At 54.7% G+C, this 26,065-nt stretch carries 24 protein-coding genes; 20 read left to right on the plus strand and 4 right to left on the minus strand.

The window, feature by feature from the left end:
* Positions 1–9 precede the first annotated feature (9 nt).
* Entirely contained in the window at positions 10–834 is an 825-nt protein-coding gene (locus B145_RS0110490; RefSeq protein WP_018607206.1) for a transporter substrate-binding domain-containing protein, read from the minus strand.
* Between the two features lie 179 nt (positions 835–1,013).
* Here B145_RS0110490 and B145_RS25235 point away from each other — a divergent pair, with 179 nt between their 5' ends.
* Complete coding sequence (locus tag B145_RS25235) at positions 1,014–2,642, plus strand: rhodanese-like domain-containing protein (RefSeq protein WP_018607208.1); 1,629 nt, start codon at positions 1,014–1,016, stop codon at positions 2,640–2,642.
* 71 nt (positions 2,643–2,713) lie between these two features.
* Positions 2,714–4,351 (plus strand): electron transfer flavoprotein-ubiquinone oxidoreductase, encoded by a 1,638-nt coding sequence (locus B145_RS0110500; RefSeq protein WP_018607210.1) that lies wholly within the window; start codon positions 2,714–2,716, stop codon positions 4,349–4,351.
* A gap of 79 nt (positions 4,352–4,430) precedes the next feature.
* On the opposite strand, the gene B145_RS0110505 is transcribed toward B145_RS0110500, so the two are convergent.
* Both B145_RS0110505 and B145_RS25240 read right to left on the minus strand, forming a co-directional pair.
* The gene (locus B145_RS0110505) at positions 4,431–6,413 is read right to left on the minus strand and encodes a rhamnogalacturonan lyase family protein (protein ID WP_018607212.1); all 1,983 of its coding nucleotides are present in this window, start codon (positions 6,411–6,413) and stop codon (positions 4,431–4,433) included.
* An 80-nt stretch (positions 6,414–6,493) separates the two neighbouring features.
* Positions 6,494–7,318 carry a DUF6250 domain-containing protein gene (locus B145_RS25240; protein ID WP_018607214.1) on the minus strand — a complete coding sequence of 275 codons (825 nt, stop codon included), beginning with the start codon at positions 7,316–7,318 and terminating at the stop codon, positions 6,494–6,496.
* 299 nt (positions 7,319–7,617) lie between these two features.
* On the opposite strand from B145_RS25240, the gene B145_RS25245 reads away from it, so the two are divergent.
* The 6 genes from B145_RS25245 (at position 7,618) to mtnC (ending at position 13,216) form a co-directional block, all read left to right on the plus strand.
* Positions 7,618–9,156, plus strand: a complete 1,539-nt coding sequence (locus tag B145_RS25245) for a sugar ABC transporter ATP-binding protein (RefSeq protein WP_211209805.1) — start codon at positions 7,618–7,620, stop codon at positions 9,154–9,156.
* On the plus strand, positions 9,153–10,172 hold the full coding sequence (locus B145_RS0110520; RefSeq protein WP_018607219.1) for an ABC transporter permease: 1,020 nt from the start codon (positions 9,153–9,155) through the stop codon (positions 10,170–10,172). The genes B145_RS25245 and B145_RS0110520 overlap by 4 nt, the downstream gene beginning before the upstream one ends.
* A gap of 63 nt (positions 10,173–10,235) precedes the next feature.
* Entirely contained in the window at positions 10,236–11,282 is a 1,047-nt protein-coding gene (locus B145_RS0110525) for a substrate-binding domain-containing protein (RefSeq protein ID WP_018607221.1), read from the plus strand.
* Positions 11,283–11,305: 23 nt separating this feature from the next.
* Positions 11,306–11,944 (plus strand): methylthioribulose 1-phosphate dehydratase, encoded by a 639-nt coding sequence (gene mtnB, locus B145_RS0110530; protein WP_018607223.1) that lies wholly within the window; start codon positions 11,306–11,308, stop codon positions 11,942–11,944.
* On the plus strand, positions 11,941–12,486 hold the full coding sequence (locus tag B145_RS0110535) for a 1,2-dihydroxy-3-keto-5-methylthiopentene dioxygenase (protein WP_018607224.1): 546 nt from the start codon (positions 11,941–11,943) through the stop codon (positions 12,484–12,486). Before mtnB ends, B145_RS0110535 begins: the two co-directional genes overlap by 4 nt.
* Positions 12,476–13,216, plus strand: a complete 741-nt coding sequence (gene mtnC, locus B145_RS0110540) for an acireductone synthase (protein WP_018607226.1) — start codon at positions 12,476–12,478, stop codon at positions 13,214–13,216. The genes B145_RS0110535 and mtnC overlap by 11 nt, the downstream gene beginning before the upstream one ends.
* Before the next feature lie 19 nt (positions 13,217–13,235).
* On the opposite strand, the gene mtnK is transcribed toward mtnC, so the two are convergent.
* Positions 13,236–14,534, minus strand: coding sequence for an S-methyl-5-thioribose kinase (gene mtnK, locus B145_RS0110545; protein WP_026259018.1), 1,299 nt, complete (start codon positions 14,532–14,534; stop codon positions 13,236–13,238).
* A gap of 339 nt (positions 14,535–14,873) precedes the next feature.
* Here mtnK and B145_RS0110550 point away from each other — a divergent pair, with 339 nt between their 5' ends.
* From B145_RS0110550 to B145_RS29635, 12 genes are all read left to right on the plus strand, one after another.
* On the plus strand, positions 14,874–16,016 hold the full coding sequence (locus tag B145_RS0110550) for a methionine ABC transporter ATP-binding protein (RefSeq protein WP_281167667.1): 1,143 nt from the start codon (positions 14,874–14,876) through the stop codon (positions 16,014–16,016).
* The gene (locus B145_RS0110555) at positions 16,006–16,683 is read left to right on the plus strand and encodes a methionine ABC transporter permease (RefSeq protein ID WP_018607232.1); all 678 of its coding nucleotides are present in this window, start codon (positions 16,006–16,008) and stop codon (positions 16,681–16,683) included. Before B145_RS0110550 ends, B145_RS0110555 begins: the two co-directional genes overlap by 11 nt.
* Positions 16,684–16,716: 33 nt before the next feature.
* Positions 16,717–17,514, plus strand: coding sequence for a MetQ/NlpA family ABC transporter substrate-binding protein (locus tag B145_RS0110560; protein WP_018607234.1), 798 nt, complete (start codon positions 16,717–16,719; stop codon positions 17,512–17,514).
* Between the two features lie 23 nt (positions 17,515–17,537).
* A complete protein-coding gene (locus B145_RS0110565) occupies positions 17,538–18,932 on the plus strand; it encodes an FAD-binding oxidoreductase (protein ID WP_026259019.1) in 1,395 nt (464 codons plus the stop codon).
* Entirely contained in the window at positions 18,929–20,110 is a 1,182-nt protein-coding gene (locus B145_RS0110570) for an alpha-hydroxy acid oxidase (protein ID WP_018607240.1), read from the plus strand. The genes B145_RS0110565 and B145_RS0110570 overlap by 4 nt, the downstream gene beginning before the upstream one ends.
* A 206-nt stretch (positions 20,111–20,316) precedes the next feature.
* Entirely contained in the window at positions 20,317–21,174 is an 858-nt protein-coding gene (locus tag B145_RS0110575; protein ID WP_051082576.1) for a MetQ/NlpA family ABC transporter substrate-binding protein, read from the plus strand.
* 64 nt (positions 21,175–21,238) lie between these two features.
* Positions 21,239–22,141 carry a creatininase family protein gene (locus B145_RS0110580; protein ID WP_018607243.1) on the plus strand — a complete coding sequence of 301 codons (903 nt, stop codon included), beginning with the start codon at positions 21,239–21,241 and terminating at the stop codon, positions 22,139–22,141.
* 6 nt (positions 22,142–22,147) lie between these two features.
* Positions 22,148–23,167: a methionine ABC transporter ATP-binding protein gene (locus B145_RS0110585; RefSeq protein WP_018607244.1), complete on the plus strand. Its 1,020-nt coding sequence runs from the start codon at positions 22,148–22,150 to the stop codon at positions 23,165–23,167.
* Positions 23,160–23,828, plus strand: coding sequence for a methionine ABC transporter permease (locus B145_RS0110590; protein WP_018607245.1), 669 nt, complete (start codon positions 23,160–23,162; stop codon positions 23,826–23,828). Before B145_RS0110585 ends, B145_RS0110590 begins: the two co-directional genes overlap by 8 nt.
* Before the next feature lies 1 nt (position 23,829).
* Positions 23,830–25,164: a phenylacetate--CoA ligase family protein gene (locus B145_RS0110595; RefSeq protein ID WP_018607246.1), complete on the plus strand. Its 1,335-nt coding sequence runs from the start codon at positions 23,830–23,832 to the stop codon at positions 25,162–25,164.
* 2 nt (positions 25,165–25,166) lie between these two features.
* Entirely contained in the window at positions 25,167–25,739 is a 573-nt protein-coding gene (locus B145_RS0110600; protein ID WP_018607247.1) for a 2-oxoacid:acceptor oxidoreductase family protein, read from the plus strand.
* Complete coding sequence (locus B145_RS29635; protein WP_086010494.1) at positions 25,736–26,065, plus strand: 4Fe-4S binding protein; 330 nt, start codon at positions 25,736–25,738, stop codon at positions 26,063–26,065. Before B145_RS0110600 ends, B145_RS29635 begins: the two co-directional genes overlap by 4 nt.

A 26,065-nucleotide genomic window follows, 5' to 3' on the forward strand; every position in this document is an offset into this window, starting at 1 on the left:
TTTCGTGAATTACTTGGTACCGACCAGCTTCGCCTGCCATTTGAGGAATTCAGGGGTAACCGGGACACGATTCTTTTTCAGCGTCTCCAACAGCCAACCTGTGCGGTACCAGTCCTGAACAATCTTGTCGAGCGCAGCCTGAAAGTCCCCCTCCCCCTTGCGTATCCAGATCACCGATGGCAGTGGCGTCAAGTCGCTTGAGATCGGCAACTCGAAATCCTTCCACTCCGGGTTGTCCTGCACTAGCAGATGCAACGGTGCGCTATCGTGCACCGAGGCAAAGCAACTGCCGCCCTTGAGCGCAAGCAAGGATTCAGGCTGTCCAGGCAAAGCGCGCACATTGGCGCCGTACTGCTCGGTAAGCGGTTTGGCATAATTACTGCCCTGCGAGACGCACACCACCTTGCCCTTGAGGTCTTCCCACTTCCTGACGCCACTACCTTTACGCGTGATCAAACCGCCGCCAGCTTCAGTATATGGCGTTGGCACATAACCCAGTAATTCCGCACGTTCAGGCGTGAGCTGCATGTTGGCCAGCAAAAGATCAACCTTACCCTGTTGCAGAAACTGAACGCGATTGGGCGGCGTGACAGTCACAAACTCAAGTTTGAGCTTGAGCTTGTCGGCTATGCTTCTGGCAAGATCTGCATTCAGCCCTGTAGGCTGCTGAGTATTTGGATCAACATAACCAAAGGGCGGCCCGGAGAGGATCACGCCAACAACGACGCTGCCCCGGGACTTGACTCGATCGAGGGTTGCATCGGCTTGGGCTATGCCCTGAAACGCCAGCACCAGCAAGGGGATCAGACAACGGATGAGGGATACCTTACGCACGATAGTCTCGCCATAAATAGTGATGTAACATCATAAAGAGTCACAAACATTATTCGTAAATAAGATAAAAATCTTTCTATATCCTCGACTGGACATGTTTCTGAAGGCAAACTGCTCGGCTCCAAATAGTTTTTGCCGCAGCAAAACGCACAGTCACTTCAATACGCCCCATCTCCACCATGAACCCTGCTCCGATTTGCTACCTGGATTCACTCAGCCTACGCAGCCAACTGTCTGACGGTGCCGAAATCGCACTTATTGACGTGCGTGAACCCGGCCAATACGGTGAAGGCCACCCCTTTCTCGCTGTCAACTTGCCTTACAGCCGTCTCGAACTTGATGCAATTCGGTTATTACCACGTCTTGACGTTCGGATTGTTCTGATAGACGCTGATGACGGTGTAGCCCAGCGTGCCCATGCTCGTCTTACTGCAGCCGGGTACGGCAATCTAGCCGTGCTAACAGGGGGGGCTCCAGCTTGGCCTGCTTCGGGCTGTGCGCTGTTCAAGGGCGTCAATGTACCCTCAAAGACCTTTGGCGAGTTGGTCGAGCAGATCTGTCACACCCCGCATTTGTCCGCGATCGAACTACAAGGCCGGCTGCTTGCCAATGAGCCTGTGCTACTCGTCGATGGACGCACCCCGGCAGAACACCGCAAGATGACCTTACCCGGCGCGTTGCCTATACCCAACGGTGAACTTGCCCTGCGCATACCGGCCCTGCTCACCGACACCTCCACCCCAGTCGTCATCCATTGCGCGGGCCGCACACGCAGCATCATTGGCGCTCAGACCCTACGCCACCTCGGCTTGACCAATCCGGTACTTGCACTTGAAAATGGCACACAGGGCTGGCGTCTTGCCGGACTCGATCTGGAACACGACAGCCCACGCACCCTGCCGCCAAAGCAGCAGAGCCAGTTAAAAGAAGCGGCACGCCATTTTGCTGCGAGAGCCGGAGCGCCTGAACTCGATACAGCCAGTGCCCAGGCTTGGCTGGATGATCGATACCGCAGCACATATGTGTTCGACATCCGTAGCGCCAAAGAGTACGAAGCAGGCACGCTACCAGGCGCTTTGCACGCACCAGGCGGACAACTGATACAGGCAACGGATCAGTACGTTGCTGTGCGCCACGCACGCATCCTCGTTCTTGATGACGAAGGCGTACGTGCCCCAACCGTGGCCGCTTGGCTACGTCAGCTGGGTTTCGAGTCTGCCACGCTAAGTCTTGGCATCCATGCGCCGCTGAAGATTTCCGCACGCAGTGCACCGTACCTGCCACCCCTGCCCTGGCAGCTTGATTCTGCAGAAATGCGCAGTTTGATTGAGGCTGGAGCCCGAATCATCGACCTACGGGCCAGTCTGGCCTACCGTGCTGCACATCTACAGGGCGCCCGATGGAGCATCCGTCCCCGTCTCGCCAAACATGCAGAGAATATGCCGATGTTGTTGATCGCGGATAATCCAGCGTTGGCGGCATTGGCTGTGCAAGACTTGCATGAGTCTGGTGCGATTGAGTCGTACATGGTTGATTGGCAGACAGTACTTGACTCCGGCCTGCCCATCGAGGCTTCACCCGATTTACCCTCTGACGATGACGCCATCGACTACCTCTTCTTTGTGCACGACCGTCACGACGGTAACCTTGATGCGGCACGACGCTACCTCGAATGGGAAACCGGTCTGATCAGCCAGTGCATGCCAAATGAGTTGGCTATTTTCAATCCATTACCGCCAGATCGGCCATCCTTTTCCACTCAGAACTTTTCCACTCAGAACAGCCACAGAGCCCATTCAACTCCATGAAATGCACTGAGCAAGTCGAGATGCATCACTCGTGCTACAACACTGCACTCACGCCCGTTCTCTGAAAAAACATGACCCGTGGCATTATAGAATATGACGTCATTATCGTCGGTGCAGGCCCCGCAGGGCTGGCCGCTGCGATCCGCCTGCGCCAACTGGCTGCCTCAAGCGGTCGCGAGATTTCCGTTTGCGTACTTGAGAAAGGCGCCCAGATCGGTGCTCACATCCTCTCCGGCGCGGTGATCGACCCCATCGCACTGGACGAACTTCTACCAGATTGGCGCACACTCGGCGCACCGCTCAAAACCAAGGTCTGCGAGGATGAAGTCGTCTGGCTCAGCGCACAGCACGCCTTGCCCATACCGCACTTTAGCCTGCCACCGCAGATTGACAATCGCGGACTCTACGTCGGTAGCCTCGGTGAGCTGTGCAGTTGGCTCGGCGCACAGGCCGAAACACTCGGCGTCGAGCTCTATCCAGGCTTCGCCGCTGCTGCGCCCTGCTACAACGAGGCAGGCGCGCTGATCGGTGTGCTCAGTGGCGACATGGGCCGCAATGCCGCTGGCGAAGAAAGCGCACGCTTTGAGCCCGGCATCGAGATCCGTGGCCGCTACACTTTGGTCGCCGAAGGGGCAGGCGGCTCACTCACGCGCGAACTCGAAACCCGCTATGGCCTGCGTGAAGGCATCGGCGAAAGTCACTACGGCTTGGGCATCAAGGAGTTGTGGCGGGTTCCGGCCCAACACCACCGCACTGGCAGTGTGGCCCACTTCCTTGGTTGGCCGCTGGGCCGGGAGGCCGGCGGTGGTGCCTTCCTCTATCAGTACGGTGAAGACCGGATCGCTCTGGGCCTCGTCACCCACTTTGGCTATCGCAACCCACAGCTCTCGCCCTTCGACGAGCTCCAGTGCCTCAAGACCCATCCCTGCATTGCTGCCCTGCTCACCGGTGGTGAGCGCCTGGGCTATGGCGCCCGCAGCATCAACGAAGGTGGCCTGCAGTCGCAGCCCCGCCTGAGCTTTCCGGGTGGCCTGCTGCTGGGCTGCGCGGCGGGCCTGCTCAATGTACTGCGCATCAAGGGTACGCACACCGCGATGAAGTCCGGCATGCTTGCTGCCGAAGCGGTAGCCGCTGCCCTGCAGGCCGGGCGTGGGCATGACGAGCTGACTGATTTCCCAGCCGCCGTGGCCACCTCCTGGATCGGCCGTGAGCAGCGTGACACGCGCAACGTGAAGCCACTGCTCACGCGCTTCGGTACCGTGCTCGGCTCCCTGTTCTGCGGTGTCGAGATGTGGTTGCTGGCGCTCGGCCTGCGTCTGCCATGGACCTTGCGCCACCCAGCCCCGGCACGTAGCAAGATGGCCGCCGCGTGCAACTACCCGCCACGCCCTCAACTGAAGCCGGATGGCGTGCTGACTTTCGACCGCAACAGCTCCCTGATGCTTGCCAACATCAGCCACGAACACGACCAGCCTCCCCATCTGCGACGCCGGAACACCCCGACCCAGGAAACCGCGCGGGTCATCCGCTTCGCCGCGCCTGAAACCCGCTACTGCCCAGGCGGAGTGTACGAGCAGGAGGGCGACGCAGTGCGCATCACCAGCCAGAATTGTCTGCACTGCAAGGCCTGTGAGCTCCATGACCCCGAGCACAGCCTGCTCTGGCACCCGCCCGAAGGGAGAAGCGGACCACAGTACATTGGCATGTAAACCTCGATACCGGAGTGGGCCGCGCTGAAGTGCGTGAGGCAAGCACAAGCACAAGCACAAGCACAAGCACTTCAGTAGTTTAGCGCGTGCGAATCCGGGGCTTGGGCGGCGTATCCATTCCGTAACCCAGGTAATAATCAACCAGAGTCGATTGAAGGTATCCACGCACGGTAAGGCTCAATCTATACTCTGGATTATGGGTCAGTGTGTAGAGGCGCTTGCTGCTGGGCGTGGGGGTACTGTAGAGCCGCAAGGCTGTGCGGTCTTTGGTTTCAAGGAGAATCTCCTCGCGCCAGTCTCCCAGAATGTCGCCATAGAACGGAGGCGCAGCCCGCCAGGACAGGATCACGTCGCTCGGGTCAAAGAGGTGCTTGACAGATTCCGTGGCTGGGTCCCATTTCCCAACGTAGGCCGCACCCTGTTGCGTACCATCAAGCAGTTCGGATCCTTCATCACCATCCCACCATATCCGGAAATTGGCACCCGGGGCTTTATAGGTCAGTCGAGTACCCTTCACATTGAAGAGGCCGGATGAGGGGAGCGCAGGATCGGTAAGACTGGTCCAAAACTCGTAACCGGGATGGTTCGGGTCGATATCTGCAGCCGTACCCCGAGCAACGTCATAGGCTACTTCGGTCACATAGGGCGGATGCTGGCCGGTGATCAGACGGGTGCCAGACGAAGCATCATAGAAATACCACGGGAATTTGCTCCATATCCCCAACTCGGACTGCTGGATGCCGAAACCTTCGAGGCCCGCATGCGAGGGGTCGAACTCACCGATCTGAAAACGATCACCGTGACCCACGCCATCAATCACGTAACGCAACGTGCCATCGCTGTTGAGGGCATAATTGCCGCCGATGAACTCGTCCTTGCCATCGCCATCGAGGTCGACCACGCGTATCTGGTGGAAACGCTCTGGCGCGGTGGTGACGGTTTTCTCGTTGTCGGCAAACCATTTCCAGCGATTGCTAAGTTTCTTGCCATCAAAGTCCCATGCTGCAACCATGAAATGGAAGACCCCTTTCTTGGCAGGCAGGCCACGTGCAGTGAGCTGGGTCACCAAGCTGGGTCGAATACCATCCAGGTAAGCGATACCAAATTGCCCTCCTACCGGTCCATGCTCAAGCATGTCGGTAATTTGGTTGCGGGTGATCTCGGTGCCTGTGCTGCCACGGATGACCGAGATAAACTGATCGGTCGCACCACTGGATGCGATCACAGTACCATCGGCATAGGTAGTACCGGTTGCAGTGCGAACCAGCACTTCGGCCTTGCCATCTCCGTCCAAATCGAACACGGTCACCATATCATCGTTTCGATAACCGGCGATGTTACCGTAGCCGCTGATCGAAGCCGGAGGTGAATCGTTGGCACCAATGCCGGGGGCCTGGGTATAGGAATTAACACCCATGTTCACACGCCAGAGGAAGCCACGCTCCAGCGAGTATGCTTCCACGAAGCAAGGCTTACCTGCCTTGTCGCTGTATGGCAAACGGGAAACAACAAACTCATAGCGCCCATCGCCATCAAGATCAGCCGGCCATGCATGCTGAACATAATAATCAGCCTGAACTCCACCCGGAACCTCCTTAAGGGGAATGTTCAGGTAGCCATCGTTCAGTTTCAATGCCGTACGACTTTTTGCAAGAAGACGATTGCCATCAACGATGGCCCGAACGGTATACTCCCCTGACCCCGGACTTTCATCAAGGTAGTTGGTGCGGTCAGCGATAGGTTTGGCGTTGAGCAGCTTGCCATCCTTGTAAACGTTGAACGCAATATTGTTACCGTATTCGGTGCCTAAAAGTCTCCACGAAATAAGAGAACCTGTGCCGGATGGCACCGCAATCAGGCCACGATCCAGCTGCTCTACAACGCGTCCCGAAGAATTCTGGTAGGCGGACGAAACCTCGATTTCATCCACTTCATTCACGATGTATTGATTGCTGTCTAAGTTGGACTGTGTGTCGCCGGATTTGCCACCACCGCACGCTACCAGAGCAAGCGTAAGCCCCAGTACGCTGGTCAGCGCTGTGTATTTGTACCGATTATTCATTTTCGGAACCGTTCATGACGGCAAGTGCCAATGTGGATTTCTCCTGCTACGCAACTTGCCCGATTGAGAAGAAGTGCCAATCAGAGGCGAACCACAGAGAAGTGCGACAGTTGCCAGTGACTGACGGTGGTGCGAAAACCGAACCATCCGGAAAGAAAAGGTGCAGCATCTTCATAGCTGAAGATAAGCACATCATTGGCATACCACTTGAGGGTTGCCTTGTCGCCAGCTGTTGCTACACGCGACACCACGCGTACACTCACCGGCGTATTGGCCGTAAGCGAAGTTGCAGGGGTCATGGCCCCGGCCTTGTCATCGTCTGTCCGACTGGCAGCTGTGGCGTAGCCGGTAATCTGCGGGCGTAGTGCTGTGCCATCGTAGCGGCGCAGGCGGGTAGTGGTATTGCCGTTGGCCCCAAACCCCACGTAATACAAGGCGAGCGGATTGTATGACGCAAGCTTTCCATCCAGATTCAGGTGGGTTGGATCCGGATCAGAGCCTGTCGGCACAGTAGCATTCCAGAACATGTTCAGATCCGATATCCGGTCTGTATAGGTTTTAGTACCGACCGTCACCGTGTAGGGAATCGGTGTGGCGGTGAAACGGATTTCGTAATCGCCGGATAACTTCTGCTTGAACCACAAGGTGGCGCCAGCCGGCTGCACAATATCGAGTACTCCGTTGGTCACGCTCACCGTGCCTGACGCATTCTCCTGCTCGACTTTCCAGAGCGAGAGATCCTTGGTGAAATCGTCAGAAGCCAATACTACGGAGGTCGGACTGGATACGCTTGACGATTCTGGGACACTATCACCCCCTCCACACGCTGAAAGCCCCATGAGCATAAAGACGGAAACAAAAATGCCGACAAGGTCGGCACGCGCTTGAGAAGGATATTGCCTCATTGCAGGTCCCTATTTGATTGTTTTCCAGTTTTAAATCGCCTTGAAGGCAATTGGATACTAAATAATTAGCAGCACAATCCGAACAAACCTATATTCATGTCTTTATCATTTCCTATAGAATATGCATATACTATAAAGGAAAACTATTTTGATTGGCTTGTTCCATAAATCGTCAGATTTCGCTAAAAAAGCCAACAACCTTATGAACTACGCCCACAACACCTTCTTTTTGTGAATTAGATAATAGATTTTTCGTCTTTGTCAGCCGGAATCACTCAATGCTAAGTTGGCGTTCTGCCATGCCAATAAGCACTGTGATGAGCGATATCAGCCAAACACCCCCCGTTCTTCAATTGCGTCAAATCCATAAGCGTTTTGGTGCAACAGTTGCTTTGGCGGGTGTCGACCTGAGCATTCACGCAGGTGAAATCGTGGCGCTCATGGGGGCAAATGGCGCGGGAAAATCCACACTGGTCAAAGTGATATCGGGCGCGCATCAGCCTGATGCAGGGGATGTCTTTGTTCGGGGGATGCGCGTCTCTTTCAAAAGCCCACGCACCTCATTCTCCAACGGCATCGTAACGGTCTATCAGAACACCAACCTGCTTGGGGTGCCGGGGCTGAGCATTGCAGAAAATCTTTTGCTGGATCAGCATTGCGGGGGCAGAAGTCGAATCTGGCAGACCCGCATAGCAATCCACAAAGAGGCCAAACGCATTGCCGATGCGCTGGATCTTCACCTTGATCTGGAAGCCGACTTCCTCTCGCTGACACCCGCCGAACGGCAACTGCTGGCCCTTGCACGCGCCTTGCATACTCAGGCGCAATTGGTCATTCTGGATGAGCCAACCGCAAGCCTGTCTCAGCGCGAATCCGCCATCTTGTTTGCTGCGATTGATCGCTTGCGCCAACAAGGTGTCGCCATCTTGTATGTCTCCCATCGCCTCGAAGATCTACGCAAGATAGCAGATCGTGCAGTAGTGATCAGAAATGGACGTGTTGCCGCAGAATTTAGCGCGCCGCTGGATCTCAACGCAGCGGTGCAAGCTATGATGGGCAGTGCCCTACATCTGCCAGCGCCACGCGCACAGCATTTCGATGTACCGGTGCTGCAGATCCGCAATCTGCGGCTAACACCCTCCTCCACTGCGTTCGATCTATCCGTACATGACGGAGAAATCGTCGTCGTCACTGGTAACCTGGGCTCAGGCAAGACACGTCTGCTCAAAACACTGTTCGGGCTTATGCCAGTGATTCAAGGCGAAATCACTCTGGATGGGCACGCCTGGCATCCCGCCACTCCCCGTGATGCAATCCGTGATGGCGTGTTCATGGCGGGCGAAGATAGATGGAAAACCAGCTTTCTTCCTCAGGATAGCCTGGGCGCAAGCATTGCAGATGTGATTGCTTTTCCGCACCTGGATCGGCTTTTCCCCCACGGCTTGATCCGGCAAAAGGCCATCGACGAAATTGCGGATCAGCAGATCAGGGCGCTGGGAATTCGCTGCACTGGCGGGCAGGACAAACCGGAACAACTCTCTGGTGGCAATCAGCAAAAGGTGGTGGTGGCCCGATGGCAGAGCCAACCCTCACGCCTATTGTTACTTGACGAGCCGTTTCAGGGTGTAGATGTAGGGGCTCGCCAGGACCTGATCACCGCAATTCGAAAGCGCAAGAGTGGTGCAACCTTGATTGCCACCAGCGACCTGGAGGAAGCGCTTGAGGTAGGCGACCGGATCATCGTCCTGAAAAACCACGAAGTCATATCGGGTATTTCATCAACAGGGTCTCAATCTTTGCTGTCGATTCTGAGCTTTCTTGAGGAAAAAGCAGCATGAGCCTATCTCTGGACATTCCACAAGCCGCACAACCCAAACGTAATATCTCAGCTGAGCTCAGGCGTCACGTTCTATTTGTTGTATTGGCAATACTTGTATGCGGATTTACCTGGGCTCAGCCTGCATTCATTCGCCCAGCCAACCTGCTCTCGATCCTTCAATCCAGTTCGGTCAATACCTTGTTGGGATTGGCCGTTACCATCACCCTCATCACGGGTGGTTTTGACCTTGCCATTGGTGCGACTGCCAGCACCACGCTGATTGCAACCAGCTACATGATGGTGGTATGGCAATGGGGCACCGTACCCACGGTTATCGCAGGGCTGTTGCTGGGTGCGGCGATCGGGCTCTTCAACGCCTATCTTACCGTGCGCCTACGCATCCCGGATTTGCTCGCCACGCTGGGCACCATGTTCTTGCTGACCGGAATTCAGCTTATTCCCAGTGCAGGCCAATCCATCAGCAGCGGATTCGTGCTTCCAGATGGCGATGTGGCTCAAGGCGCTTTTACGCAGACCTTCCTGGCCTTGGGCCGGGGCCACATCGCGGGCATTCCTGTACCAGTCATCATCATTGCATGCATTGCAGCCGGATTGTGGCTACTTATGCAACGCACCCGATGGGGACGGGTTTTCTATGCTACAGGCGGAAACGAGGAAGCCGCTAGACTGGCAGGCGCTCCGACAGTACGCTATCGCACACTGGCCTATGTTCTCTCAGGCACTCTCTCCGCACTGGCGGGGATTTTTATTGCCGCGCGCGTCGGGCGTGGCGACGTATCCGGAGGCGCTTCGTTACTCCTTGACAGCATCAGCGCGACGCTGATCGGCTATGCCGTACTCAATGCACGTCGCCCCAATATCGCGGGAACTGTGGTTGGAGCGGTGCTGGTGGGGGTGCTGCTCAACGGACTGACGATGTTAAACATCCCTTTCTACACGCAGGATTTCGTCAAAGGTGCCGTGCTTGTTGCCGCCCTCGCTCTGACCTTTACACCCAGCACCCTGCACCACTAACTGTATTTGACCGCAAATTCTACCCAATACACATACAAAACGCCCAACATCGGAGATCAACACATGAAACACAGCAAAACCGCTATTGCCAGTTCCATTATCCTACTCGTATCACTCATGTGTGGCAGCGCATTCGCTGCGGGCATTAAAAATGCGCCTGCGCCCTTTGACAAAGGGGACGTACCGATTGCCTTGATCGACTATATCTCCGGTGGTGATTTCTTCCGTGCATTCGAGTCGGGCGCCCGCAAGCAGGCCAAAGCACTGGGTGTGGATCTGCGTGTTTTTCCCGGCAAGGAAGATGCCGCACTACAGCGCGACCAGATTCAGCAGGCAATCAACCTGAATGTAAAGGCGATTGTCATCAACCATGGTTTGCCCGAGTCCATCAAGGATGTCGTTAAACAAGCGCTGGATGCTGGCATCAAGGTCGTTGCTTTCGATGTCAACATCGACCACCCACAAGTGCCGCAAGTAGAACAGAGTGACAAGGATCTCGCCCAGATCCTGCTTGATCAGGCCATCAAAGATAACGGCAAGTCCTTCAAGGCAGGTTACGTCTATGTACCCGGATTCGCACCGCTTGACCGCCGCGATGCGGTCTGGAGTGCAGTCAAGAAAGCCAACCCTGGCATTTTGGAAAAAGCTCGCTGGGGTACGGTCAATGCACCCGTGCCCACTTCGATAGCAGCCCAGGCAAACGCTGCACTGCGTGCCAACCCCGATATTTCTGTCGTGATCGCGCCCTGGGATGAATTCGCACGTGGCACCAAGCTTGCCGCCAATGAATTAGGCGTCAACAAAAAACTCAAAATCTACAGCGCAGATATCTCAACCAGCGACATCAGTGAAATCCGGGAACCGAGCAGCCCCTGGGTGGCAACAGCGGCAACCAATCCAGCAGTCGTCGGTGCCGTGTCGATTCGCGCAGCGGCACTATTGGTAGCGGGTAAGCCCGTGCCGCATAACGTTGTCGTCAAGCCGGTACTGGTGACCCGGGCAGACCTGGAAAAATATGACATCAAGACGGTTGAGGAACTCTCTGCAAAACTGCCTGAATTCGGCAAGAGCGATGCAGTACTTGCTCCGTGGATTCCACAGCCAAATTGACCATAGCATAAAGAAGAGCGAACATGAATGCGCCAGATAGTCAGACATGCTTTAGCGTAATCGACGGCATCATCGAAGCAGGACGCTTTGCCCACGCGCGCGGCTGGGTACCGGCCACATCAGGCAATTTTTCGGCTCGCATTGATGCTAATCGAATTGCTATTACCCGAACCGGTCGCGACAAAGGCAATCTCACAGAGGCAGACATTGCAGTTGTGGACCTGCAGAGTCCGCTGCCACCGGGCCTTTCCGCTGAAGCTCCCTTGCATGTGGCGCGATACCAGGCATCAGCCCACATCGGTGCAATTTTCCACATTCACTCCCCTGCTTCCGCGTTTGTATCGAGAGTGCATGAATCACAGCATCAGTTGCTACTGCATGGTTGGGAACTGGAAAAAGCCATTGCAGGGGTGAAAACTCACGAAGCGATTGTGCTGCTCCCTATATTCCCAAACAACCAGGATACCGTCACCCTGGCGGCAAGCATTGAGGAACGCTTGCAGCGTACAGACAATGCCGCACCGGGCTACCTGCTGGCCGGACATGGTCTCTACGCCTGGGGGCACGATACGCGAGAAGCCCTGCGCCATATCGACGCTCTCGAACACCTCATTGCGCTTCAGGATCGCTGGAACAGCAAACACCAAGGAATTACGGCATGACTCAGCTATCAGTTTTTCTATCCGAAACACCTGCAGCCCCGATTGAGGTGACAACGGACTTCAGCACGATTGCAGATAAGATTGCTTCATTAGGCGCTCGTCTCGAAAAGTGGCAGGCAAACACTCCCATTGCCCCTCATGCGGATCACGCCGCCATCCTCTCCGCCTATGCCGAAGACATTGAACGAATCAAGCAGCACGGCGGATACACAACTGCAGACGTCGTGCGCTTGAATCCAGATCACCCAGACAAGGAAGCGCTACGTGCAAAATTCCTTGATGAGCACACCCATTCTGAAGATGAGGTACGTTTCTTTGTTGAAGGCAGCGGCGCTTTCTATATCAACGCGGGGCAGCACATCTTCCAGTTGATTTGCGAACAGGGAGACTTGCTCAGCGTACCCGCCAATACACCCCATTGGTTTGACATGGGGCCACGCCCAAACTTCACCGCCATCAGGATTTTTACAAATCCGGCAGGCTGGGTTGGCAACTTTACAGGTTCCGGACTCTCAGCCCAGTATCCTCGCTATGGCGATTGAACAAAAAGTATGCCTTGCCGGTGTGCAAGCAATCGTTACCGATATCGAAGGCACCACCACACCTATCGCATTTGTACAGGAAACCCTGTTTCCTTATGCGCGCGAGCACCTTGCAGCTTTTGTGACCGCACACCAGCATACTGAAGCAATACAGAGCATTTTACGCGAGGTATCAGCCATCGCAGTACGCTCTTTGAGCGTAGAAGACGCCGTGGACTTACTCGCACTGTGGGCACAGGAAGACTTGAAAATTACCCCGCTGAAAACGCTTCAAGGCCTGATCTGGCGGGAAGGATATGGAACTGGAGCACTGCGAGGGCCGGTTTACGAAGATGCGGCTGCATCACTACAGGCATGGAAGCAGGCAAGATTTCAACTCTATGTTTATTCATCGGGCTCTGTCGCGGCGCAACAACTCCTGTTCGGCCATTCGAATCAAGGTGATTTGCGCCGTCTATTTAGTGGGTGGTTTGATACCAAACAGGGAAGCAAACTAGAGTCTGATTCCTATCGCAGAATCGCCGCCGATATCGGCATACCGACACAGGCCATCGCATTCTTGTCTGATCATCCAAGGGAGTTGCAAGCGGCTGATAGCGCGGGTTGGCAGACGGTAAGGCTCTTGCGTACGCAGGATCTGACAATTTCTTCTTCCCCCGCGCGCATTCCTGTAGATCCGGGTATCAGCACTGTCTCATCTTTCGCACAGATCGAACTTGTCTCGACCTAACCCGCATGACATCCTGAGGTCAGATCAAGGCATGCGGATTCAATCCTGCATGTTCGAATCTTGAGACCGCATCAATCAATGCAGCAATATCCGTATAACGATCAGGCTCAGTCAATATCGAATATGCCAGTGCCAACGCCCCCGCCTGTGCGTGTGCCCTCAGAGCCAGATCCTCGATGACCTCAAAATCGGCCAATTGAGCATAGCCCACGATACGGCGGATGATCTTGATGGCCGCGAATGCAATGGTGTCCTTGAACACTTGGTCGAGATACGCAGCACGGATTTTCCGCAATCGTGCAGCACCAGGAGCGCCTTCAAAGTGGCTTTGCGGATAGGCGTCTCCGGCAAGCTCGTGTGACTCCCACAGCACAAGGAAACGATCATGGAAAGCATTCCAGAAGACTGCAATTTGATCCAACAAATACTGGCGATAACTGTGCAAGGCAGCCGCTTCGCTGATGTGGCCGGCTTTGGCATACCAAGCCACCAACATATTGGCGAGAAATGCACCGAGGTCAAAACCAATGGGGCCATAACTTGCGAACTCACCATCGATCACCCGTGTGTCATCCTCCGTTACCATCACGGAACCCGTGTGCAGATCACCATGAATCAATGCTTGGGTGTTCGAGAGATAATTACGTCGGTGATCCGCCACAGCAGATTTGACCGCGAAATCCGACCGCAAAAATTGCGTCCATTGATCTAGATGCGGCGTTGTCCAACGATTACGCCAGACCTCAACATAGGGGTCCGTAAAGACGAGGTCGACCGTGATTCGGAGCAAGGCCTGATTTCGTGCAAAGAGTGCAACATCGTTGAATTTGCGTTCGAAAGGCAAGGCCAGATCGGATGTGTGAAACGCCCCGGCCGCAATGTAGGCGCCGGTGTCGCGTGCAGCAAGCGGAAAGCGCTGGCCTGCAATCAAGCCCTTGCGCAGAATGATATGCGGTTCAAGTTTCTCCATCACTATCACGTAGTTGATGGGGTCGAAGTGATACGCTTTCGGAGCGAGGCACCCAACAAAAGGCTCAAGGCGCGCCATGTAAGAATACTCAAAGAGGGCACGTTCTGCGGTAAGAGGCCAACTCTCCCCGTGTACGCGCACCCAGGGCAGCGCCTGTTTTACGCAAAGCCCCCCTGCAGGAGAATCAACGAGGAAGACCGCATTCAAATTCCCATCAGCTACATCGCGTACTCGCCAATCACTTGGCGTTCCGCCCAAAACCTCTCGTACCCCAGGCAAACTATCCAGATAGTCGGGCAACTCTGATGCGGATAGAACGCGGTAGGCAGAATTCAAATCGTTATGCATAGTTCCACAACTCCGGATGGGCTCGATTCGCACTGAATTCAGAGCAGCATGGTATTTTCCATGAAATGGGAAAGCGACGAACAAATGATTGCTTATTAGATTCTGTCTATATGCATATTACTTTTCTAAAAATAAGGCGGTGCAACAACGCCAGAACCATTTGTTTACGTCCTCTTATACCCAGCCCAAAATAACTCAGCAGTATTTCTTTGTTTGTTCTTGGCTGCAGACACCGCAAAATCCAGACGTCTGGCCCCATAGTTTATGAGCAGCAAGGATTTCGCCAGAAAATTCCCTTTCACGGGTGATGGCTGTTCATGGGTTGAATGAGCACAAATAATGAACGCTAGAGCACCATTTGCCGCAGCCTCCTCTCATACTCCACAAAACAGTGAAGAGCTACCTGGCGAGGCGCGGCAAGGCATACCGATGGTTGAGTTGGAGAATATCTCGGTCAGTTTCCGCTCACCAGATGGCAAATTGGTGCAAGCCGTGCGCGATGTATCTCTACAGATCGCAAGCGGGGAGATTTTCGGCATCATTGGCCGAAGTGGTGCGGGCAAGAGCACTTTGGTACGCACGCTGAATCTGCTTGCCCGCCCTGAAAAGGGCCACGTGAGTATCAACGGGCAAAACTTGTTGTCTCTCGGCGAAAACGAATTACGCCATGCACGACGTGAGATTGGCATGGTCTTCCAGCATTTTAATCTGCTCTCGTCGCGCACTGTATTTGAGAATGTAGCCTTCCCCCTGGAGCTAGCAGGTCACGACAAAGCCTACATCGCAAGAGAGGTGGGGCAGCTACTCGATTTGGTTGGTCTTCATGAACAGGCCTGGCGCTATCCGCACCAACTCAGCGGAGGCCAAAAGCAGCGCGTTGGAATCGCCCGCGCCCTGGCCAGCAAGCCCAAAGTGCTGCTCTCGGATGAGGCCACCTCTGCGCTCGACCCGGAGACCACCCGTAACATCCTGGACCTGCTCCGCCGCATCAACCGGGAACTTGGGCTCACCATCGTACTCATCACGCACGAAATGCAGGTGGTCAAGCAGATATGTGATCGCATCGCCGTCATGGATTCCGGGCGCATTGTTGAAAGCGGCAAGGTCATTGATGTATTCCGCGCCCCCCAAACGGCGATCACCCGCACCATGATTGGCGAGGTGATTGCCCATGAGTTGCCCAGCTCGGTACTGACACGCATCCAGCGCAGGCGCTTGGCGCGCGGCAACACAGCAGGGCCTGAATGCCTCCTGCGGCTATCGTTTGCCGGTGACGACGTGGATCGTCCGCTCCTGTCGGAAGCGGTCAAACGATACGGATTGGACTTTAACATTCTGCATGGTCAGATCGATGAGATTCAGGGCCAGGCCTTTGCCTCACTTACCCTGCTCGCGCACGCGGGTGAAGAAGCGCTGCAAGGAGCCAAGGAATTTCTGCGCAACCACGACGTCAGCATAGAGGAGTTGAATCATGTCGTCTGAATTGCTGAACCTGCTGTGGAGCTCTTTTTTTGAAACGTTGGTGATGGTAGGCGTTGCAGGCGCCGCAGGGGCTCTGCTCGGCATCCCCCTCGGAATCAGTCTACATATCACTTCAGCCAATGGCATATTGCCGAGGCCATTTTTCAACCGGATCGCAGGCCTGCTCGTCAATGCCGTGCGCTCAACGCCTTTCATCATCCTGCTGGTCGCGGTCATTCCCCTCACCCGGTTGATTGCAGGCACTTCCATCGGCACAGCGGCTGCAGTGGTGCCGTTGAGCATTGCCTCCTGCCCTTTCGTTGCACGGCTGGTCGAAACCGCCTTGCGCGAGGTGGCCCCGGGGCTTGTGGAAGCCGCACAGGCCATGGGCGCAACGCGTTTGCAGATTGTTAGAAAAGTGCTGTTGCCCGAAGCCTTATCCGGCATCGTGGCAGGCCTGACGGTTACCTTTGTCAGCCTTGTAGGATATTCAGCCATGGCCGGGGCCATAGGCGGTGGTGGGCTGGGCGATCTTGGTATTCGATATGGTTATCAGCGTTTCCTGCCTGAAGTCATGTTGGTTGTGGTGCTGGTGTTGATTGCCTTTGTGCAGATTGTCCAATCGCTGGGCGACTATTTCGTGGCGAGAATCTCGCACCGGAATCAGTCTTCACCAACCAGCGCGTAGCACCACCCTTCCCCTTTTCAATGGAGCAATACAATGAATACTCGAAAGCTCATTACCTCTCTTCTCGTCGGCCTGCATCTTGCAACCGCGGCACTCACTGCTCAGGCAGAAGAAAAAACAATCAAGGTTGGGGTCACCGCTGGCCCTCACGCACAGATCCTTGAGGTTGTAAAAAAAGTGGCCGAACATGATGGCCTCAAGATCCAGATTATTGAATTCACCGACTATATCCAGCCCAATGCCGCGCTGGCTTCAAACGACCTGGATGCAAACAGCTACCAGCACCTGCCCTTCCTGCAACAGCAGATCAAAGATCGCGGTTACAAGTTCGCTTCCGTAGGCACTACCGTTGCCTACCCCATTGGCATTTATTCTCACAAAGTAAAATCCTTGGCTGACCTCAAGGAAGGCGCCCGTGTTGGGATTCCCAATGATCCCACCAACGGTGGCCGTGTGCTGTTGCTGCTGCAAACCAAGGGGCTCATCAAGCTCAAGGCAGATGCCGGATTACGGGCAACCCCACTGGATGTTGTTGAGAACCCCAAGAAGCTCAAGATCGTGGAACTGGATGCAGCACAACTGCCCCGCTCGCTTGATGATCTGGACGCAGCAGCCGTCAATGGCAACTACGCCGAAACAGCCGGGCTGATTCCGACCCGTGATGCGATCGCACTGGAGGCTGCACAAAGCCCATATGCCAACATAATCGCCGTGCGCGACCAAGACAAGAACCAGCCCTGGGTGGCCAAGCTCGTAAAGGCCTATCACTCTGATGAAGTCCGGCATTACATCCAGACCGCGTTCAAGGGCAATGTGATTGCAACATTCTAGGGATGCCGCACACCAGTTCCCGCATGGCAGGCAATTCATTCATTGAGGCCCTTAGCGCAGCTCTTCCCGCAGGCCGAATCAAGATAGGGAACAATATCCCTGCGGGAGCTGAGCATGATTGGAGCCATGAATCCCACGCAGCACCTTTGGCCTGGGTTGCCCCTCAAAGCACCGAGGAAGTGGCTGCCACGCTACGTGTGTGCCATGCTTACCGTATCGGCGTAGTGCCCCAAGGAGGCCTCACAGGCCTCACGGGAGGCGCCAATACCCAACAAGGCATCGTGGCATTATCCCTTTCCGCCATGCACGCGATTGAGGAAATCGATGCCCGTACCGCCGTGGCACAAGTGCAAGCGGGTGTCGTCCTGCAGCGCTTACAAGAAGCGCTACTCCCCTACGATCTGGTCTTCGGCGTAGATCTGGGGCCACGCGGCAGTTGTCAGATTGGTGGGCTCATTGCAACCAACGCTGGCGGATCAGGTGTTATTCAATACGGCACCACCCGCGCCCAGATACTGGGGCTGGAAGTAGTACTGGCAGATGGCTCCATTCTGCCTATGATGCGCGCATTGCCAAAGAACAACAGCGGCTATGATCTGAACCAGATCTTTATCGGCTCCGAGGGTACGCTGGGCATCATCACCCGGGCCATCTTGCGTCTTCACCCTTGTGCCCCTGCGCGCCATACGGCACTTCTGGCCCTGAAGGACTACAACGCCAGCTTGGCTGTTTTACAGCATCTACGCGCCAAATTTCCACAAGGAATTGCCGCTTTCGAGCTGATGTGGGAGGACTACGTCAGCGCAGTCCAGCAAGCTACCGGACTTCCTCTGCCCTTTGCTACGCAGGCGCCACTGGCGGCCTTGCTTGAAATCTGTGGTCAGAACAAGGACGCTCTCCTTACGGAATTCGAAAATGCCCTGAGTGAGGCCCTGGATCAAAACTGGATCGAAGACGCCGTGATTGCAGCATCACAGGCCCAGACAACACAACTGTGGAAACTACGCGAGAGCGTGCCAGAGCTTTTCGCACTGCGCCAACCCATAAATTTCGATCTGAGTCTGCCAATCTCGCAAGGAGGCGCCTTCGTGGCCCGCTGCCGCGAGTTACTGCTGCAGCGCTGGCCACTCTGCAATCCATTGTTCTTTGGTCACCTGGGGGATGGGAATCTTCACATCATCGCAGATGCCAAGGGGCTACCCGCTGCCATCGAAGCTGACGCACTGTGCGAAGCGGTGTATCAACTACTCCCGGAATTTGGGGGAGCCATCTCGGCTGAGCATGGAATTGGCAGCCTGCGTACCTCCCAATTGCGTTACTGCCGCACCACCGCAGAAATTGCTGCCATGCGTGCGCTTAAACATGCATTTGATCCGAATAACATCTTGAACCCTGGCAAGGTACTGCCAGCACAATGACGCTTTCCCGCTTGCTCAATATTGACGATCTGCGCAATCTGGCACGCCAGCGCCTGCCAGGCTTTGCTTTTGATTACCTGGATGGTGGCGCAGAAGCGGAACAGACGCTCCTGCACAACCGCTCGATTTTCTCGCAGTGGCGGTTCCAGCCTGCCGCCCTGGTCGACACCAGCCAATGTTCAGCAGCCGCCAAGCTGCTAGGCGTACCAGCGACAGCCCCTGTTGCTGTCGCTCCGACAGGCTTCAACGGAATGTTATGGCCAGACGCAGACATCCTGCTTGCCCGTGCTGCCAGAGACGCTGGCGTTCCCTTTACGCTGAGCACCATGGCAAGCAGATCGCTTGAAGATGTAGCCAATGAGGCAAAAGGCGTGCGCCTATGGTTTCAGCTCTATGTACTCAAGGATCGCGGGATTGCCAAAGACCTGCTCAAACGAGCACTCAGCGTAAATTGTGACACCTTGATCGTAACAACCGACTGTGCCCACTATGGCAAACGGGAGCGAGAACAAAGGCATTTTCGCGCCCCGCTCAAACTCAGCCTTCCCGCGATCATTGACGTAGCCTGCCACCCACGCTGGCTGCAGCGCGTAGTTTGGCCAACGCGCGGGCTTCCTGGCTTTGGCAATCTAGCCCCTTATCTGCCTACAGGTGAGCAAGGGCGTGGCGCCCAATTCATCGCAAAACAACTTGATCCAAGCCTGAATTGGAGTGCCCTTGAAAACATGCGCCAGGCGTGGCCGGGAAAGCTCGTGATCAAAGGCATTCTGAACCGGGCAGATGTGCAGCGTGCTGCGGCAATAGGCGTAGATGCAGTCGTGCTCAGCAATCACGGTGGGCGCCAGCTTGATAGCAGCATTTCTCCAATGGAAATCCTTGCCTCTGTGCATAAGGAATTCGCCGGCAGAATCCAGATCCTGATTGACAGCGGCTTCCGACGCGGCACAGATATCATCAAGGCCCTAGCGCTCGGCGCAGATGGTGTACTAATTGGCCGACCACTTCTATATGGTGTGGCCGCCGCAGGCCAAAATGGCGCGCAGCATGCGCTGCAGATTTTGCTCAACGAACTCAGACTGGGTTTGGCGCAACTAGGCGCGCCTGACATAGCATCCTTGCGAGCGGGCGATTTCTTGAGAAGCCACTCACAAGAGTTTGCGCCACTATCGCCCCCCTGAGCGTGCAGAGCGGGGAAAATGCGCGGACTCTCCTGGCGACCAAAGAAAAAGTTCTTTCCTTATATGATTCAAAAATAGCAAACAGCTATCTTTGGTACTGCCAGATTCCTAATTTGTAAATCAGAAAAGGATCGTTCCATCCCATGTGATTTGATGGCGTAATAACCATATTGGAGAAACGGGAATGCCGTTTCGCTTTTTGCTATATGCGGAGGAAATCCACTATGAAACGTCTTCTTGCCTCTCTTCTGCTTGGAACTGTCCTGGCTGCCTCTTCACTGCCTGCATTGGCTGCGGGCAAAACGATTGTATTTGGTATCTCACCAGGCCCCTATGGCGATCTCATCAAGCAGGCGATCCAGCCCGGCCTGGAAAGGAAAGGCTACAAGGTTGAAGTCAAGGAATTCAGTGACTACGTTCAACCCAACCTTGCGCTGGCAAATGGGGCACTGGATGCCAACTTGTTCCAGCACCGCCTCTACCTGGAGAAGTTCTCTGCGGATAAGGGCTTGAAACTTTCCGCCGTCATCAATGTACCCACTGCAGGGCTTGGACTGTATTCGCACAAGATCAAATCGCTGGACGAACTGAAGAAAGGTGATGTGGTCACCCTAGCCAACGATCCGACGAACTTGGCTCGGGCCCTGCGATTCCTGGCAAAACTGAATTTGCTAACCTTTAAGAAGGATATTGATCCTACCACTGCATCCGAGAAGGATATCGAACAAAATCCACGTGGTCTTGTATTCAAGCCGCTTGAAGCAGCACAACTCCCCCGAACGCTCGATACCGCAACGGTATCGGTGGTTAACGGCAATTTCGCAATCGCAGCAGGCTTGAAGTTATCTGAAGCACTGAAGCTGGAGGAGCTTGATGAGAACATCAAGAATCTGATTGCTGTTCGCACGGAAGACCTGAATAAGCCTTTTGCAAAAGACATCAAGGCTGTTGTGGAATCTGACGACTTCCTCAAAGTCATTGATGATCCCAAATACATTTTCAAATCCTTCCAACGTCCTGAATGGGTCAAGACACGTCTTGCCACTCATACGGCTCAAAAGTAAGCATTTTCCGAATGGTGCAACAGCGGGCTGACACTCAGCCCGCTATGAATTCTACGTAAAAGACATGTCAAAACCTATTCTGTTCGAAGAACTCACGCTCGACGAAGCGGTAGAAATTGCCGAAAAACGGGGCATCATCATTTTCCCGGTAGCCACCACCGAAGCGCATGGGGAGCATCTGCCACTGGCCACAGATACGATCACGGCCGAATGGATCGCTCTTGAACTCAGCCGCCGTACCGGCCTGCCCGTGCTATCGCCCACGCCGATTCGTGCCGGAACATCGCCTACGTTCCATTACGACATCAAGGGAGACCCGATACCGGGAACCCTGGCGATCTCACAACAAACAATGTTCTTGCTGATCAAGGACATTCTGCGAGGGTTGTGGGCAACGGGTTTCCGCAAGATCATCATTGTGCAAGGACATGGTCAGGAGCCCAACTTCCAGGTCATTACCCATGAGACCGCGACTGAACTAAGGCGTGAGGGTAAAAACCTGTTCATTGCTGCCGCAACGTATTGGGAACTGGCTGTAGAAACCCTAAGGCGCGAGCTGAACACCCCCTTTTACCATTCTGGTGAAGAAGAAACGAGCAACGTCTTGTTTGCCCGTCCCGATTTGGTAAAGCTCGACAAGGTAAATGGCAAGGAATTCCGGCCGCTGGTGGATAAATCTCTCCTCAAACGGTCAATCACCCAGGATAGTTCCGAAACATTCCAGGTATTCGATATTGCACAAGTACTGCCCATTCCAAACCCTGGGCACTTAAGCCGTGGTGGCATCGGGAAAACCGAGGAGATCCTTACAGCCAGTGCCAATAAAGGGCGAAAGATTCTGGAACGCGCAACCGAGCGGTATCTTGACCTGATTCGTGACCTGGAAGAGAACTACGCACCACAGGAAGTACCGGGAATTGATGTGCGAGCAAGGCCAGAAGAAAAACGATTCCGCGTGGAGTATTGATTAGGCATGATTGATCTACGCAACATATCAGTGCGCTATCGTGGAAGAGGTGGTGAAGTACTGGCCGTCAATGACGTTTCGCTCCATATAGGCGAAGCTCAAATCTACGGCATCGTAGGTGCCAGCGGTGCGGGGAAAAGCTCACTATTAAGAACCATCAATCTGCTTGAGCGCCCGGATCTTGGTCAGGTGCTCATCGACGGGCAAGACATCACCCCGTTGAAGGGCGCAGCACTCCGCCAACAGCGCCAAAAGATCGGAATGGTATTTCAGCATTTCAATCTGATGCACACCAGTACGGTATATGACAATGCAGCATTTGCATTGCGTGCTGCAAGCAAGTCCGAAGAAGAGGTTTGCCAACGCGTACCCGAGATTCTGGAACTTGTTGGATTGAGTGACAAAGCAACAGCCTATCCATCTCAACTCTCAGGGGGCCAAAAACAACGTGTGGGTATAGCACGAGCCATTGCCAACCGCCCCGCCGTTCTGCTGTGCGACGAACCCACCTCGGCACTTGATCTGGAAACTGCTGCATCCATTCTCGACCTGCTCCGCGAAGTCAATCAACGCCTGAGGATCACGATTGTATTGATCTCTCATGAAATGGCAGTGATCAAGAAAATCTGCTCGCGTGTGGCCGTCATGGAGGGGGGCAAAGTTGTAGAAGAAGGGGATGTTTATGACATTTTTGCAAGTCCCAAACATCCCTTCACACGGCAACTTGTCGACCACACCTTAAATCTTGATCTACCTGCCCATCTTACTGAAGACCTGCAAGGGACTTTACTCAAGATCACATTTCTTGGCGAACGTGCGGAAAACCCCGTGCTTTCTGAAACCACGCTAAGGTTTGGGGTATCAGTCAATATCCTCCATGGGAGGATCGAGTACATCAACGGGCGCGCTCTAGGCCTGCTTGTCGCACTCCTTGAGGATCGCCAAACCCACTCCCCGGCCAAGGTTGCACAAGCTGTCGATTACATTACCCAGAATACAGCCCAGGTGGAGGTGTTGCATGGCTAGCGAATGGCTATCCCTGTTTGATGATCTATACAAAGCCTTTGGCGAGACCGCACTCATGGTTGGGGTTTCCACGGTATTTGCGATTATCGGCGGGCTTCCCGTAGGCTTTCTGCTCTACATCGCCGATCGAAAACTGTTTTGGGACAATCCCCTTGTCAGCTCAGTTGGCAGTCTCCTGGTCAACGTAATCCGCTCTGTACCATTTGTCATACTTCTTGTTTTGCTTTTGCCACTCACGCAGTTTGTGCTTGGTACAACAATTGGCCCAGCAGCAGCCTCAGTGCCACTCTCGGTCGCCGCCATTGCGTTTTACGCACGGCTCGTACAAAGCGCACTGTTTGAGGTTGATCCCGGCATCATTGAAGCAGCTCAGGCTTTTGGTGCCAGTCCAGCAAGGATTCTGGGGATCGTGCTTTTCCGCGAAGCCATGCCGGGATTTTTACGTGGGCTGACCATCACGCTCATCAGCCTGATTGGCTACTCGGCCATGGCCGGAATTGTTGGCGGTGGCGGCGTAGGCGATCTGGCCATCCGCTTTGGCTACTATCGCTATCAAACCAACGTCATGCTGGTAACGGTTTTTATTCTTATTGTTCTGGTACAGTTCGTCCAGATAGCAGGAGACCGGCTGGCCACATATTCTGATCGGAAAGGTTCCTGACATGGGAGTCGCAGAACACGTCACCACCGGCAAGTACTGGGATGAAGAGATTGAAACACTGCCACGCAGCCAGTTGGAAAGCTTGCAGCTTGAAAAACTGAAAATACACCTGGATTTTGCTTACCGTCACTCACCTTACTACAAGGCAGCATTTGATGCTGCGGGTGTTCGCCCGGAACAACTGAATCGCCTCTCAGATCTCAGGGCATTCCCGTTTGTAAATAAACAGGTTGAACGTGAGCGGCAACTGGCTTCCCCGATGCTGGGAGATATGCTGGCGGTGCCAGAACGCGACGTGGTGTTTGTGTCAGCCTCATCTGGTTCAACGGGTGTGCCCACGCTGAGTCCTTTTACATCGAAAGACTTTGAAACATTCCAGAACAATCAGGCCCGTCTGTTTTGGGCTGTTGGCATGCGCCCGGAAGACCGCTATGTGCATGCATTGAATTTCACCCTTTTTGTGGGCGGGCCCGATGTCATCGGCGCCCAAAAACTGGGAGCCCTATGTTTCTGGGCGGGAACAGTACCTTCAGACAGGTTGCTGTTCATCATGAAGGAATTTCAGCCCACCGTCACGTGGACGACTCCATCTTATGCATGGCATCTAGGGGAAACAGCGCGTGCCCACGGGATCGACCCAGCCACTGATCTGGGCATCCGCAAGATCATCGTGGCAGGCGAACCGGGGGGCTCAATCCCTGCTACGCGTGCAGCAATCGAGCGCATCTGGAACGCACAACTGTACGACTTCTATGGGATATCTGATATCTACGGGGCCTGCGCAGGCATGTGTGAGGCACGCGATGGCTTACATCTGGTTGAAGACGACATCTTGCTTGAGGTGCTGGACCCTGCAACACTTGAGCCCGTGCCCGATGGAACCCCCGGTGAGATGGTGCTGACAACGCTGACCAAGGCTGCGCGTCCGATGATCCGCTTCCGTACCGGCGATATCATCACGGCAGACCACACGCGCTGCACATGCGGCAGAACACATGTCCGCATCAAGGTGATCGGGCGGATAGATGACATGTTCATTATCAATGGGGTGAATGTGTTCCCCAGCGACGTAGAATTCGTTATTCGTAGCATCCCTGGCTTGACGGGCGAATTCCGCATCACCGTGACCGACCAGAAACATCTTTCGCGCTATAGCCTGGAAGTGGAGCGCGGAGAAAGCACGGAAAGTGATGCAAGCCTGATTGAGCGCATCCTGCACGACGCCAAGACACGCCTCGGCGTTCGCCCCAAGGAGGTGAGCATTCTTGACCCGCACACTCTGCCCCGCAGCACACACAAGGCGAAACGGGTCATCGATCTGCGTAAAAAATCATAGCCATGGCATCCGATACACTCGGTCTTCATGAAACGGTATGGCTGGGCCGCGGCGGACAAGGGGCGTTTACTGCGTCCCGCCTGCTTGGGCTGTCCGCCGTTCAATTTGGTGGGCAGCATGCAATTGCATTTCCCTCCTTTGGGCCGGAAAGGCGAGGCGCGCCGGTATTTGCCTATACGCGTATCGCACCTCAGCCAATTCATGCACGTAGCGCGATACGCAGAGCAGATGCCTTGGTTGTACTTGATGCCTCTCTGTTGGATCAAGTGAGTACTCCGTTTGTTCATGACGGCACCGTAGTGATCGTCAATACACCGTCCCAAGAGCGCTCACCAGGATTGCGCGGACAAATAGTGTGCGTTGACGCCGACACAATCGCGCGTAAAACGCTTGGCACTTCACATACGAATACAGTGTTGCTGGGCTTTCTGGTTGGGCTGACCGGATGGCTCCCAGCAGAATCCGTTGCGGCAGGAATTGCACAGGAATTTGGGCAAGGCAGCAAGACACAGAAAAACATTCTGGCATTTCAACATGCCTTTGCACTGGGTCAGCAGAAAAAGCAGGCATCATGAAAAAGCCCGAGGAAGTCTCAAATCCGCCTTGCCATCTACGCCCCTTCAAACGCAGCACATCTCTTGCCATATGGCCCAATAGCCCTCAGGCTGATTCAGGGCATCTTGCTTTCAGCAATAAAGATTGGCGTAACATGTGGCCACAAATCGAATGGCAGGCCTGCAACAGCTGTAGCTTGTGCTTGCTCTTCTGCCCAGAGGGAGCAATAAGCTGGAATGCCAATAGATTGCCAATCGTGCAAGAGGATTGGTGCAAGGGCTGTGGCCTGTGCGCGCGTGAGTGCCCTAAAAATCTGATCGCAATGATCCCACAAACGCATCGTTAA

The sequence above is a fragment of the Uliginosibacterium gangwonense DSM 18521 genome, assembly GCF_000373965.1.
Lineage (GTDB): Bacteria > Pseudomonadota > Gammaproteobacteria > Burkholderiales > Rhodocyclaceae > Uliginosibacterium > Uliginosibacterium gangwonense.

Excerpts from the sequence above, each read along its gene's own strand:
- B145_RS0110505 (WP_018607212.1), bottom strand. The coding sequence starts at position 6,413 with ATGAATAATCGGTACAAATACACAGCGCTGACCAGCGTACTGGGGCTT.
- B145_RS29635 (WP_086010494.1), top strand. The coding sequence starts at position 25,736 with ATGAAAAAGCCCGAGGAAGTCTCAAATCCGCCTTGCCATCTACGCCCC.
- B145_RS0110560 (WP_018607234.1), top strand. The coding sequence starts at position 16,717 with ATGAATACTCGAAAGCTCATTACCTCTCTTCTCGTCGGCCTGCATCTT.
- B145_RS0110550 (WP_281167667.1), top strand. The coding sequence starts at position 14,874 with ATGAACGCTAGAGCACCATTTGCCGCAGCCTCCTCTCATACTCCACAA.
- B145_RS0110575 (WP_051082576.1), top strand. The coding sequence starts at position 20,317 with ATGCGGAGGAAATCCACTATGAAACGTCTTCTTGCCTCTCTTCTGCTT.
- B145_RS0110525 (WP_018607221.1), top strand. The coding sequence starts at position 10,236 with ATGAAACACAGCAAAACCGCTATTGCCAGTTCCATTATCCTACTCGTA.
- mtnC (WP_018607226.1), top strand. The coding sequence starts at position 12,476 with ATGGCGATTGAACAAAAAGTATGCCTTGCCGGTGTGCAAGCAATCGTT.
- B145_RS0110555 (WP_018607232.1), top strand. The coding sequence starts at position 16,006 with ATGTCGTCTGAATTGCTGAACCTGCTGTGGAGCTCTTTTTTTGAAACG.
- B145_RS25245 (WP_211209805.1), top strand. The coding sequence starts at position 7,618 with ATGCCAATAAGCACTGTGATGAGCGATATCAGCCAAACACCCCCCGTT.
- mtnK (WP_026259018.1), bottom strand. The coding sequence starts at position 14,534 with ATGCATAACGATTTGAATTCTGCCTACCGCGTTCTATCCGCATCAGAG.
- B145_RS0110520 (WP_018607219.1), top strand. The coding sequence starts at position 9,153 with ATGAGCCTATCTCTGGACATTCCACAAGCCGCACAACCCAAACGTAAT.
- B145_RS25235 (WP_018607208.1), top strand. The coding sequence starts at position 1,014 with ATGAACCCTGCTCCGATTTGCTACCTGGATTCACTCAGCCTACGCAGC.
- mtnB (WP_018607223.1), top strand. The coding sequence starts at position 11,306 with ATGAATGCGCCAGATAGTCAGACATGCTTTAGCGTAATCGACGGCATC.
- B145_RS0110565 (WP_026259019.1), top strand. The coding sequence starts at position 17,538 with ATGGCAGGCAATTCATTCATTGAGGCCCTTAGCGCAGCTCTTCCCGCA.
- B145_RS0110590 (WP_018607245.1), top strand. The coding sequence starts at position 23,160 with ATGGCTAGCGAATGGCTATCCCTGTTTGATGATCTATACAAAGCCTTT.
- B145_RS25240 (WP_018607214.1), bottom strand. The coding sequence starts at position 7,318 with ATGAGGCAATATCCTTCTCAAGCGCGTGCCGACCTTGTCGGCATTTTT.
- B145_RS0110595 (WP_018607246.1), top strand. The coding sequence starts at position 23,830 with ATGGGAGTCGCAGAACACGTCACCACCGGCAAGTACTGGGATGAAGAG.
- B145_RS0110535 (WP_018607224.1), top strand. The coding sequence starts at position 11,941 with ATGACTCAGCTATCAGTTTTTCTATCCGAAACACCTGCAGCCCCGATT.
- B145_RS0110580 (WP_018607243.1), top strand. The coding sequence starts at position 21,239 with ATGTCAAAACCTATTCTGTTCGAAGAACTCACGCTCGACGAAGCGGTA.
- B145_RS0110600 (WP_018607247.1), top strand. The coding sequence starts at position 25,167 with ATGGCATCCGATACACTCGGTCTTCATGAAACGGTATGGCTGGGCCGC.
- B145_RS0110570 (WP_018607240.1), top strand. The coding sequence starts at position 18,929 with ATGACGCTTTCCCGCTTGCTCAATATTGACGATCTGCGCAATCTGGCA.
- B145_RS0110500 (WP_018607210.1), top strand. The coding sequence starts at position 2,714 with ATGACCCGTGGCATTATAGAATATGACGTCATTATCGTCGGTGCAGGC.
- B145_RS0110585 (WP_018607244.1), top strand. The coding sequence starts at position 22,148 with ATGATTGATCTACGCAACATATCAGTGCGCTATCGTGGAAGAGGTGGT.